We start from the raw sequence: 11,921 nt of genomic DNA on the forward strand, positions 1-11,921 counted from the left end.
GGCGGTTTTTATCAGATCAGACGATCAAAAGATCAGCCAAAGACCTTGGTCAGGGCCTTGTCGATCGCGCCGGTGATCTGGTCGATATCATCGGCAGTGGCGATCAGGGCTGGGCTGAGGCAAAGCGTGTTGTTCAGCCCCGGCAAGCTGCGGTTGGTCATGCCGATGATCACGCCTTGGGCGTTGCAATCGGCCACCACAGCCATGACTTTCTTTTCATCCATCGGCTCTTTGGTGACACGATCGGCCACCAATTCCGCGCCGCAGAACAGCCCCTTGCCGCGCACATCGCCAATAACCTTGTGCTTGTCCATCAGCGCGTTCAGGTTATCCATCACCCGCGCGCCCATCTTCAGGGTGTTGTTCAGCAGGTCTTCGTCCTCGATGATGCGCATGTTTTCCAGCGCCGCCGCAGGCCCCGCGGTGCAGCCGCCAAAGGTCGAGATGTCGCGGAAATACGACATGGTATCGCCCGCATCCTTGAACAGCGAAAACACCTCTTCGGTGGTGACAGTGCAAGAGATCGCGGCATAGCCCGAGGCCACGCCCTTGGCCATGGTCACGAAATCCGGCTTGATGCCGTAGTGCTGATAGCCAAACCAAGTGCCGGTGCGGCCAAGGCCACAAACCACTTCATCAATGTGCAGCAAGACGTTGTATTTCTTGCAAATTTCCTGAACCCGCTGCCAATAGCCTTCGGGCGGGGTGATCACGCCACCGCCTGCGGTCACGGGTTCCAGCACGATTGCGCCGACGGTATCTGGGCCTTCGCGCAGGATCACCTCTTCGATCGCATCGGCTGCGCGCTCGCCGTAGTTTTCGACATCCCACTGCTTGCGATACTCAAGGCAGTGCGGCACCATCACAAAGCCGTCAGGATAGGGCCCGTATTGCGCCGCGCGCTCGGCCTGACCGCTGGTCGCCAAAGTGCCGATGGTGGTGCCGTGATAGTCGCGCTCGCGGTACAGGATCTTCCACTTCTTGCCGCCATGATGCTTGTGCGAGATCTGGCGCACCATCTTATAGACCTTCTCGTTGGCCTCAGAGCCCGAGTTGGAATAATAGACCCGGCTCATGCCCGGCATTTTCGAGATCAACCGTTCGGCAAACAAAGCCGCCGGAACCGAGCCGCCAACGCCGGCAAAATAGTTCATCTTAACCAGCGTGTCGCGCACAGCGTCGGCAATGCTTGTGCGGCCATAGCCCACGTTCACCGTCCAGACAGCGCCCGAAACCGCGTCGATATATTCCTTGCCGCGCGCATCCCAAACCCGCAGGCCCTTGCCCTCGACAATGATGCGCGGATCGACATCGGGGGATTCGTAGCCCTTGTGCTGGCTTAGGTGATGCCAGACATGCGCCTTATCGGCGGCGATCACAGCGCTGATATCATTGGCGTTCGTATAGCCATCCATGGCCTGACCTCTTCAATAGCTTTGGGCCGCCCGATGCGACCCCTCATCTGGTATCATCAGGGAAGTGCTGGCATTTCCTTATGTCCAGAGCAAATGCTCTGCTAAGGCCAGAAAGGCGGGTGCAAGCGGTGGCTTCATCCCCGCGCCACAATCGGCTAGTCTGGCCGAAAACAGGAGCCTGCGATGGACCGCGCCGATATCGTTCATGACAACTTTCTGCGCCGTGTGGCCGCGCGCGACTTTCCCGCAGGCGCGCCGGCCTCTGGCCCGTTAAGCGCGGCTGAGGCGGTCGAGATTTACCGCGCCGCCTGTATCTCGCGCGCGCTTGACCGGCAAAGTCGGGTGATGCAGCGGGCGGGCAAAGGCTTTTACACCATCGGATCGTCTGGCCACGAAGGCCTTGCGGCTGTGGCGCGCGCGCTGCGGCCCAGCGATATGGCGTTTTTGCACTACCGCGACGCGGCGTTTCAGATTGCCCGTGCGGGGCAAGTGCCGGGCCAAACCCCGGCCTATGACATGCTGTTGTCCTTTGCGGCCTCGCGCGAGGATCCGATCTCGGGCGGGCGGCATAAGGTGCTGGGGTCCAAGGCGCTGAACATCCCGCCGCAAACCTCGACCATCGCAAGCCATCTGCCCAAGGCGGTGGGGGCGGCCTATGCCATTGGTGCCGCCCGCAAGGCGCGGCCCGAACACGCAAGCCTGCCCGATGACGCGCTGATCTTTTGTTCCTTTGGCGATGCTTCGGCCAATCATTCCACCGCGCAAGGTGCCTTTAACACCGCGCAATGGACCGCCTATCAATCGCATCCGCTGCCGATTTTGTTTTGCTGCGAAGACAATGGCATTGGCATTTCCACCAAGACCCCTGACGGCTGGATCGCGGCCTCGTTTTCAAACCGGCCGGGCCTGCGCTATTTCCACGCCAATGGCTTGGATATCTTCGAGACCTACCGCGTCGCGCAGCAGGCCGCAGAGTTTACCCGCAGCCGCCGCAAACCGGCGTTTTTGCATTTGAAAACCATTCGGCTTTATGGCCATGCCGGGGCCGATGTGCCCACCACCTATCTGCCGCGCGCCGAGGTCGAGGCTGAAGAGGCGCAAGACCCGCTGTTGCAGGCGGTGCGGCTGTTGGATCAATCGGGCGCGCTGACCGCAGAGCATGCCTTGCAGATCTATCTGGAGACCCAGATCGAAGTCGCACGGCTGTCTGATCTGGCCACCGCCCGCCCCAAGCTGCAAAGCGCCAGCGATGTGATGGCCGCGATCATCCCGCCCAAGCGCCACAACGCCGCCAGCAATGGCCCAAGCCCTGCCGCGCGCGCAGCCGCCTTTGGCGCGGATATGGCGGTGATGGATCAGCCGCAGATCATGTCGCGGCTGATCAATTGGGCGCTGACCGATCTGATGCTGACCCACCCCGAGATGGTGATGATGGGCGAAGACATCGGCCGCAAGGGTGGGGTTTACGGCGTGACCCAAAAGCTTGCGCAGCGCTTTGGCGCGACGCGGATGATCGACACGCTGCTGGACGAGCAATCTATCCTAGGCCTTGCCATCGGCATGGCGCAAAACGGCTTTTTGCCCTTCCCCGAGATTCAATTTCTGGCCTATCTGCACAATGCCGAAGACCAGCTGCGCGGCGAGGCCGCCACTTTGCCGTTTTTCTCGAACGGGCAATACAGCAACCCGATGGTCTTGCGCATCGCGGGGCTGGGCTATCAAAAAGGCTTTGGCGGGCATTTTCACAACGACAACTCGCTGGCGGTGCTGCGCGATATTCCGGGGCTGATATTGGCCTGCCCGTCGAATGGCGCAGAGGCCGCGATGATGCTGCGCGAATGCGCACGGCTGGCGCGCGAGGAACAACGGCTGGTGGTTTTCGTCGAACCCATCGCCCTTTACCCGATGCGCGATCTGCACGCGGACAAAGACGGCGCCTGGATGCAGACCTATCCCGCCCCCGATCAGACCATCGGCTTTGGTCAGGTTGGCCAGCAGGGTCTGGGCGAAGATCTGGCCATCGTGACCTTTGGCAATGGCTGTTATCTGGCACAGCAAGCCCTGCCCGCGCTGACCGCTTTGGGGCTTGCCACCCGCATCATTGATATGCGCTGGCTGTCGCCACTGCCGACACAGGCACTGATTGCTGCCACCAAAGGCTGCCGCCATATCCTGATCGTCGATGAAACCCGCCACTCGGGCGGCATTGCCGAGGCGCTGATGGCGCTGTTTGCCGAAAGCAGTGCGGCCAAAACCGCGCGGCTGACCGCCACCGACAGCTTTATCGCCACAGGGCCCGCCTATGCCGCCACCCTGCCCTCGACCCAAGCGCTGATCGCGGCGGCGCAAAGCCTGACGGCAAGCAGCCCTTAGCCAAGATTGACTTGCGCTTTGCGCCGCCTTGCTGCCAACTAAGCGAACCTTTTGCGAAAGCAGGATGCCATGACCAAGCCGACCTCTGCCGCAGCCGAGCTGCATGCCAATGTCTCTGTGCCCTTTAGCCAAGCGCATGCGATGCCGAAATCGGTCTATACCAGCGCCGAATTTCTGGCGCAGGAACAAAAGCACGTGTTTGGCCAAGACTGGCTTTGCGCAGGCCGGGCCGATGCTTTGCCAAATGCGGGCGATTATCTGACCATGGAGATTGCCGGCGAGCCGATCATCGTGCTGCGCGACAAAGACGGCCACTTGCGGGCGATGTCGAATGTCTGCCGGCACCGGATGTCCAAGCTGCTGGAGGGGCGCGGCACCACCAAATCCATCGTCTGCCCCTATCACGCCTGGACCTATAATCTTGACGGATCGCTGCGCGGGGCCCCAGCCATGGCGGGCAATCAGGCCTTTTGCAAAGACCAGATCGCGCTGCCAACCATCCGCTGCCAAGACTGGCTGGGCTGGATCATGGTCAGCCTGAACCCAGATGCCCCCGACCCGCGCGAAAGCTTGCAAGAGGTTGAAAACCTTGTCGGATATCTGGATATGGCCTCTTACCGCGAGACCTTTCGCGAAAGCTTTCGCTGGCGCACCAATTGGAAGGTTCTGGCCGAGAATTTCATGGAAAGCTATCACCTGCCGGTCTGCCATGCGGGCACCATTGGCGGGTCGGTTGATCTGATGAAAATGACCTGCCCCGAAGGCTCGCCTGCCTTCAACTACCATTTCATCATGAAAAACGACAGCATTCCGCTGTCTTTGGCGCATCCTGATAACACAGAGCTTGTCGGCGATCAGCGCCGCATCACTTGGCTGTTGTCGATCTACCCTTCGCTGATGATTACTCTGACGCCGGGCTATTTTTGGTATCTGTGCCTGACACCCGATGGGGCCGATCATGTGAATGTGCTTTATGGCGGCGGCATGTCGCGCGATTGGTGCGCCGATCCAAAGGCCGAGGGCTATCTGAAAACCGTCAAGGCGCTGCTTGATGATGTGAATATCGAAGACAAGGATTGTGTCGAGAAAGTCTATGCCGGGATCGAAGCCGGGCTTTCAGCACCGGGGCCGCTTAGCCATCTCGAGCGGCCAAATTTCGAGTTTGCGCAATACCTTGCAAGCCGCATCCCCGCCTAGCTTTGCACGCCCAAAACCTGCCCCGCCACCGCATCCGAGCGCAGCATATCGGCCAGCGACAGCGACTCGATCAGCAAAAGGTACGACCAAAAGATGTCGGCAAAGACCTTGCGAATCCGGCAGCTGTCTTCGTCGACGCAGTCTTCGCAGCGCTGATAGGCCCGCCGCGACAGGCAGGGCAGCGGCGCTATCGGGCCATCAATCAGCCGCAACAGCTCGGAAATCGACACCTCTGCCGGCGGCTTGATCAGCACATAACCGCCCGAACGCCCCCGCGTTGACGAGATCAACCCCGCGTTGCGCAGATCCAGCAAAATATGCTCGAGAAAGCGTTTGGGCGTGCCCGAACGCTTGGCCACAGCCTCGATCGTCAAGGCTGCTGGCGCCGCACTTGCCGCCTCATCGGCCAGCACCAAAAGGGCCTTCAACGCATATTTCATTTTCTGCGTGATCATCGCCTGCGCCCTGCCGCCATCGCTTAAAATCCCCCATCGGCAAAGTTTTGCCGATAGCAGGATGCAGGCGATGTGGCCGATATCCAAGAGGAAAACCGACTTTCGCTGCTGATTTGCATAAATCACGAGTTAAACCGTAGATGATTGTACTTTGCAGAATCAAAATCGCAGCGTAGGGTCCCAGCATCGTCTATGCTTTGTGTATAGGAAATCATCATGACCCAATCGCTGCCCAATTCCCGCGCAAAACGTGCTACATTTGGGGCTGCCATTGTTTTTGCTCTGGCCTATTTCGGTGCGCTGTTTTTCATTTTCGCGCCGGATGGTATGCTGTCTAGCCATGTGCCGCAGATGCAACGCATCTCTCAACCCTAAGATATAACTGGGTTTATTGCGCGGCTATCTCGCGGCTTGCCGCAAGGATACGCTCGGTCACCGACGACAGTGCCAGCGCTGCGGCGCCATGCGCCCAAAGCAGATCGCCCCAAGCATGAATTTCGATCGGCGGGCGCGGACGGCCTGTGTTGATCGCCAGATGATCCATCTCGGCCAGAGTTTCAGCGGCGTAAAGATAGTCAAACTTCAACCGCTCGCCGGACAGAATAATCAGCGAGGGGTCAAACAGATTGACCACATTGGCCAGCCCCACCGCCAAATACCGCCCCGCGCGGCGAAAGATGCTGCGGGCGGTGACATCGCCAGATTTCGCCTGTTCATAAAGACTTTCCAACAGCACAGATATCGGCTGGCCCTCGCGGTCGCCCCAATTCAGCGCTGTGCTGGCCTCGCGTGCAAGCGCGTAATCGGCGACATAGGCCTCGAGGCAACCGCGCTGGCCGCAGCGACACAGCGCCCCGTCCAGCTGCACCTTGGTGTGGCCCAGCTCCATCCCCAAACGTCGCGCGCCGCGATAAAGCTTGTGGTTCATCACAAAGCCCATGCCAACGCCGTGTTCAAAGGTGACAACCGCAAAATCCGCCAAGCTGCGCCCCGCGCCAAACCAAAGCTCGGCCATGGCAACCAGATTGGCATCATTGTCAATAAAAACGGGGAGTTGCAGCCGACGTTGCGCCATATCCACCAGCCCCACCCCGCGCTCTGTTAGGGTCGAGGACCACAGCACCAGACCTTCGGCGTTATCAATAAAGCCCGGCAAGCCAATCCCAACCCCCGACAGCGCCGAGCGATGAATGCCGGCTTTGTCGCAGACCCGGGTCAGCAGCGACTCGATCGCATCCAGCATGCCGGCCGACGACAGCGCCCCTGGCCTCCGCGGCAGCACCTCATTGGCCACCAAATTGCCTGCAAAATCAACGATAACCGCCGATTGCTCACGGTCTGACATTTTCATGCCCGCCACCAGATGCGCGCCGCGCCGCACCCCCAAAGCCACCGCAGGGCGGCCACGCCCCGAGTCGCTATCGCGCGGGGCTGCGACCTCTTCGATCAGCCCCGCCTCGATCAATTCCGAGGTAATCGTGGTCACGGTGGCCGGTGAGACCCCCAGATCTTTGGCCACCTGCACCCGCGCCACCAAACCCGTTGCGCGCACGCGGTCAAATACCTGCTGGCGCAACGGGCGCATCGATTCGGACAAGGGCGGAATCAGCGGCCCAAAGCCCTGAAGTGCCGCCTTCGATTCGTCCTCAAGATCGCTGTGGCCCAGGCCATCGGCTGACATTTATTCGCTCCCCTAACAAAAAACGCAGCAAAATCACTAAAAATCATGAATTTCGCTGCAATGCAGCAGTGCGCATGCAGAATTTCTGTCACATCCGGATGTTACGCGACAGTTTTATTTTGACAACTGAATTTATTCGCGGCAAATTTGCGGCAGTTCTAGCGAATCTGCAGAACAGGTCAGATAAGCGACCGAATCCATAGGGAGGATTACAATGCGTAAGGTAATTATGCTTGCGGTTATCGCCGCAGCAGGTTTTTCGTCGGCTGCACTCGCAGAAGGCAAGAAAATCGGCGTGTCTTGGGCGAGCTTTCAAGAAGAGCGCTGGAAGATCGACGAAGCTGCAATGAAAGCAGCTATCGAAGCCGCTGGCGACGAGTATATTTCGGCTGACGCTCAGTCGTCGTCGGAAAAGCAGCTGTCGGACGTTGACGCGCTGATCGCACAGGGCGCAAACGCTCTGATCATCAACGCTTGGGACAAAGACGCAATCGGTCCTGCCATCGAGAAAGCCGCTTCCGAAGGCATTCCAGTGGTTGGCTACGACCGTCTGATCGAAGATGCACGCACCTTCTATCTGACCTTCGACAACAAAGGCGTTGGCAAGATCATCGCTGAAGAAGTCATGAAAGTTAAAGGCGACGGCAACTACGCGATCATCCTGGGCGACCCAGGCGATCCAAACGCTGCTTTCCTGCGTGAAGGCATGGAAGAAGTCATCGGCGATGCTGTCAAAGCCGGCACCATCAAGATCGTTGGCGAAGCAAGCTCCGACGGCTGGAAGCCAGAGAATGCTCAGAAGAACATGGAGCAGATCCTGACCGCCAACAACAACGCAGTTGACGCTGTTCTGTCGGAAAACGACGGCATGGCAGGCGGCGTGGTTGCAGCTTTGTCCGCACAGGGTCTTGTGATCCCAGTCGGCGGCCAAGACGGCGATCTGGCAGCTATCAACCGTGTGGCCCGTGGCACCCAGACCGTTTCGGTTTGGAAAGACTCGCGTCAACTGGGTAAAGCTGCTGGCGAAATCGCAGCGGCTTTGGCTGAAGGCACCGCTTTGGACGCCATCGCTGGCGCATCCAAGTTCAACGGCGGCGCCAATGGCGTTGAGATGAACGCGATCCTGCTTTCGCCAACCCCGATCACCAAAGACACGCTGAACTTGGCGATTGACGCAGGTCACATCACCAAAGAGGCTGCCTGCGAAGGTGCAATGGCTGACGTTGCTGCTTGCCAGTAATCTAGGCTAAAACAGGGGCGTCACCCGCTTGGGTGGCGCCTTTTTTATAGGCGCGCGTGCAGATACGATCACAGATTTGATCTAAACTCTTTGCAAAACGGCTGCGCCTTCCCCTCTCGGATGCTGGATGAGGACATGACAGACACCAACGAACATCAAGAGCACGCGCCTCAGGTCAGTACCGCAAAGCTGAATCCGGTTGCCAAATTCGTGCGTGCTACCGAACTGGACACCCGCATGCTGGGCATGGTTGGGGCGCTGATCCTTATTTGGCTTGGCTTTCATTTTTACGGCGTGTTTTTCAAGGGTGGCGGCGTCTTTCTGACCCCGCGCAACCTGTGGAATCTGTCGGTGCAGACCGCTGTGACGGGCATTATGGCCACGGGCATGGTTCTGGTCATCGTCACCCGCAACATTGACCTGTCAGTAGGCTCGATCGTCGGCTTTACCGGCATGATCATGGGCGTGTTGCAGGTCAATATCCTGCCGCAATATCTGGGCCTTGGCCATCCGGCGATCTGGGTGATCACAGTGATCGTCGGCATCCTGCTGGGCGGACTGATTGGTTGCTTGCAGGGCTGGCTGACCGCTTACCTTGCCATTCCGGCATTTATCGTGACGCTGGGCGGCATGCTCATCTGGCGCGGGGCTGCGTTTTTGGTGGCCGACGGCAAGACCATTGCGCCGGTAGATCAGAACTTTGCCCTGCTGGGCGGCGGGCCTTATGGTGCCATCGGCTCGACCGGCAGCTGGATCGTTGGGCTTTTGGGCTGTGCTGTGGTCTTGCTGCTGATGTATCGCGGCCGCATGAACCGAATGAAGCACGACTTCCGCCTTCGCCCGCTTTGGGCTGAAGCAACGGTAGCAGGGCTTGCCTGTGGCGTGTTGATTGCCGCCGTGCTGGTGGTTGACGCCTACCCTTGGCCTATTGGCATCGTCAAAGCCTATGCCGAGGCGCATAATATCAGCACCCCGCCAAGCGAGCTGTTCATCAGCCACGGCTTTGCGATCCCCGTGTTGATCTTGGCGGCAGTTGGCATCGGCATGACCATTCTGATGACCCGCACCCGCTTTGGCCGCTATGTCTTTGCCATCGGTGGCAACCCAGAGGCGGCAGCGCTTTCGGGCATCGACACGCGGATGATGACGGTGAAGATCTTTGCGCTGATGGGGATGCTGGCGGGTCTTGCCGCTGTGGTTGCCTCGGCGCGTCTGACCTCTGCCACCAACGCATTGGGCGATCTGGAAGAGCTTTACGTCATCGCCTCGGCTGTGATCGGCGGCACCTCGCTTGCGGGCGGTGTGGGCACCATCTACGGCGCCATCATCGGCACTATGGTGATCCAAAGCTTGCAAACCGGCATGGTGCTGATCGGTTACGGTGACGGGTCTTACCGTAAAATCGTAGTCGGCTTGGCGCTGGTGCTGGCTGTCTATCTTGACATCATCTACCGCAAGAAAACCAATTGAGGGGTGACGAAATGAGCAAATCAGGAACACCTCTGGTCGAGATGCGCGATATCTCGATCGCCTTTGGCGGCATCAAGGCGGTTGATCATGTCTCGATCGACCTTTATCCAGGCGAAGTTGTTGGCCTTTTGGGCCACAATGGTGCGGGCAAATCAACGCTGATCAAATGTCTGTCGGGGGCCTATCAGGCCGACGCGGGCGAGATCTATGTCAACGGCGAAAAGGCCGAGATCAGCAACCCGCGCGACGCACGCAGCTATAATATCGAGACGATCTACCAGACGCTTGCTCTGGCGGATAACCTGAACGCAGCCTCGAACCTGTTCTTGGGCCGCGAGATTGTTGGCCCAGGCGGTTTTCTGGACGACAGCGCGATGGAGGCTGAGACTCGCAAGATCCTTGCGCGTCTAAACCCGAACTTCCGCAAGTTTGATGTGCCGGTTTCTGCCCTGTCGGGTGGTCAGCGCCAATCGGTGGCCATCGCCCGCGCGGTCTATTTCAATGCCAAGATCCTGATCATGGACGAGCCGACCGCAGCGCTGGGGCCACAAGAAACCCAGATGGTTGCCGAGCTGATTGCCGAACTGAAAAAGCAAGGCATCGGCATCTTCCTGATCGAGCATGACATCCACGCGGTGATGGATCTTTGCGATCGCGCCGTGGTGATGAAGAACGGCCAGCGCGTGGGCACGGTGAACGTCAACGAGGTGACCGACGAGGATATCCTTGGCATGATCATCATGGGCAAAAAACCCGAGAACGCGGTGTAAACAGCCTTGAAACGAGCGAAAGGCGCAGGGAGCCTCCCTGCGCCTTTGCCATGTCTGTCGCCTGTTAGATGGCAGGCACAACAGCGATCTTGCGTGTCAAAGCCATGCCGCTATGCTGGGGCGATAGTGCTTTACATAAAGGCGTCCGATGCCAAAATCATTTATCATAACGCTGATCCCTGCCCTGTTCATCGCGAGCCAGATATGGGCCGCGCCCTGTGGCAATAGCTCGGCTGGATTTGACGGCTGGAAGCCTGCAATAGCGGCCGAAGCGCAGACAGCAGGTGTTGGGCCCGCGGGCCTTGCCGCCCTCAAGGCCGCGCGTTATTCGACCGCCACCATCTCGGCCGACCGCAATCAAAAAAGCTTTAAATACACGCTGGAGAAATTCATGGCCCTGCGCGGGGCCGAGACCATCGTGGCGCAGGGCCGCAAACGCAAAGCCAAGAATGCCGCGCTTTTTGCAGCCCTTGAGGCGCAATACGGCGTGCCAGCGGGGGTTTTACTGGCGATCCACGGTATGGAAACCGGTTTTGGCGGTTTTATGGGCGATACCAATATCGTCTCGGCGGTGGCGACTTTGGTTTGGGATTGCAGGCGGTCGGATTACTTCAAACCGCATCTGATCGCAGCGCTGCAAATGGTGGATCAGGGCGCAATCAGCCCGACCACAGTAGGTGCCAAACATGGCGAATGGGGCCACACGCAGTTCCTGATGGGCAATGCGCAGCGCTACGGCGTTGACGGCAATGGTGACGGCCGCATTGACCTCGAGAACCTGACTGACGCCATGGCCACAACCGCCAATTACCTTGCGCAAAAGGGCTGGCAGGCAGGAAAAGCCTACCAAGAAGGCGCGCCGAACTTTGCCGTCATTCAAGAATGGAACGCCGCCACCGTCTACCAACAAGCCATTGCACTGATGGCTGAAAAAATAGACAGATAACCCGCTTTTCCCCCCTTGCAGCCCACCGAATTACCCTCTAGGAAGCGCCCCAGTGGCCCGTTCGTCTATCGGTTAGGACATCTGGTTTTCAACCAGGCAAGAGGGGTTCGACTCCCCTACGGGCTGCCACTTTTAATTAAAACTTGGGTTAATATTGCATTGGCTGCAATTCACCTAAAGTTGATCAGTTTGCACAAACTCATCTTATTTCCCGACGACCTCCGCTTGCAGCCTTTCTTGATGCTGGCACCCTCGGGTGTTGATGGCCTGACAGTGCGAGCCGCGATCCTGCATCGTCTTTGCACCTTGGCTTTGATGCCCCCCCTACCCCAACCGCGCGGCGGATAGGCCGGCCAGCGTGCAGGCGGTGGCAT

General features: G+C 58.9%; 10 protein-coding genes and 1 tRNA gene. 8 read left to right on the forward strand and 3 right to left on the reverse strand.

Translation table 11 applies throughout. The annotated features are described in order from the left end of the window. Positions 1-32 precede the first annotated feature (32 nt). Positions 33-1,415, reverse strand: coding sequence for a hypotaurine--pyruvate aminotransferase Tpa (gene tpa / locus V7Q10_RS07490; protein ID WP_333868447.1), 1,383 nt, complete (start codon positions 1,413-1,415; stop codon positions 33-35). Positions 1,416-1,598: 183 nt separating this feature from the next. Here tpa and V7Q10_RS07495 point away from each other — a divergent pair, with 183 nt between their 5' ends. Together V7Q10_RS07495 and V7Q10_RS07500 are read left to right on the forward strand one after the other, a co-directional pair. Further along, on the forward strand, positions 1,599-3,788 hold the full coding sequence (locus tag V7Q10_RS07495; protein WP_333868448.1) for a dehydrogenase E1 component subunit alpha/beta: 2,190 nt from the start codon (positions 1,599-1,601) through the stop codon (positions 3,786-3,788). A 69-nt stretch (positions 3,789-3,857) separates the two neighbouring features. Then, positions 3,858-4,985: an aromatic ring-hydroxylating oxygenase subunit alpha gene (locus V7Q10_RS07500; protein ID WP_333868449.1), complete on the forward strand. Its 1,128-nt coding sequence runs from the start codon at positions 3,858-3,860 to the stop codon at positions 4,983-4,985. On the opposite strand, the gene V7Q10_RS07505 is transcribed toward V7Q10_RS07500, so the two are convergent. Further along, positions 4,982-5,440 (reverse strand): RrF2 family transcriptional regulator, encoded by a 459-nt coding sequence (locus V7Q10_RS07505; protein WP_333868450.1) that lies wholly within the window; start codon positions 5,438-5,440, stop codon positions 4,982-4,984. The two genes, V7Q10_RS07500 and V7Q10_RS07505, sit on opposite strands and share 4 nt — an antisense overlap. A gap of 216 nt (positions 5,441-5,656) precedes the next feature. Between V7Q10_RS07505 and V7Q10_RS07510 the strand changes: the two genes are divergently transcribed. After that, a complete protein-coding gene (locus tag V7Q10_RS07510) occupies positions 5,657-5,815 on the forward strand; it encodes a hypothetical protein (RefSeq protein ID WP_333868451.1) in 159 nt (52 codons plus the stop codon). Between the two features lie 13 nt (positions 5,816-5,828). On the opposite strand, the gene V7Q10_RS07515 is transcribed toward V7Q10_RS07510, so the two are convergent. Continuing rightward, positions 5,829-7,121 (reverse strand): ROK family transcriptional regulator, encoded by a 1,293-nt coding sequence (locus V7Q10_RS07515; RefSeq protein WP_333868452.1) that lies wholly within the window; start codon positions 7,119-7,121, stop codon positions 5,829-5,831. Positions 7,122-7,335: 214 nt separating this feature from the next. Between V7Q10_RS07515 and V7Q10_RS07520 the strand changes: the two genes are divergently transcribed. From V7Q10_RS07520 to V7Q10_RS07540, 5 genes are all read left to right on the forward strand, one after another. Then, positions 7,336-8,361, forward strand: a complete 1,026-nt coding sequence (locus V7Q10_RS07520; RefSeq protein ID WP_333868453.1) for a substrate-binding domain-containing protein — start codon at positions 7,336-7,338, stop codon at positions 8,359-8,361. 135 nt (positions 8,362-8,496) lie between these two features. Next, positions 8,497-9,831 carry a sugar ABC transporter permease gene (locus V7Q10_RS07525; protein WP_333868455.1) on the forward strand — a complete coding sequence of 445 codons (1,335 nt, stop codon included), beginning with the start codon at positions 8,497-8,499 and terminating at the stop codon, positions 9,829-9,831. 11 nt (positions 9,832-9,842) lie between these two features. After that, a complete protein-coding gene (locus V7Q10_RS07530; RefSeq protein WP_333868456.1) occupies positions 9,843-10,601 on the forward strand; it encodes an ATP-binding cassette domain-containing protein in 759 nt (252 codons plus the stop codon). Positions 10,602-10,749: 148 nt separating this feature from the next. Next, positions 10,750-11,547: a lytic murein transglycosylase gene (locus tag V7Q10_RS07535; protein ID WP_333868457.1), complete on the forward strand. Its 798-nt coding sequence runs from the start codon at positions 10,750-10,752 to the stop codon at positions 11,545-11,547. A gap of 54 nt (positions 11,548-11,601) precedes the next feature. Then, positions 11,602-11,676 (forward strand) — tRNA-Glu (locus V7Q10_RS07540). Positions 11,677-11,921 lie beyond the last annotated feature (245 nt).

Origin of the sequence: Cypionkella sp. (assembly GCF_036782355.1) — a bacterium.
In the GTDB taxonomy this organism is placed as follows: domain Bacteria; phylum Pseudomonadota; class Alphaproteobacteria; order Rhodobacterales; family Rhodobacteraceae; genus Cypionkella.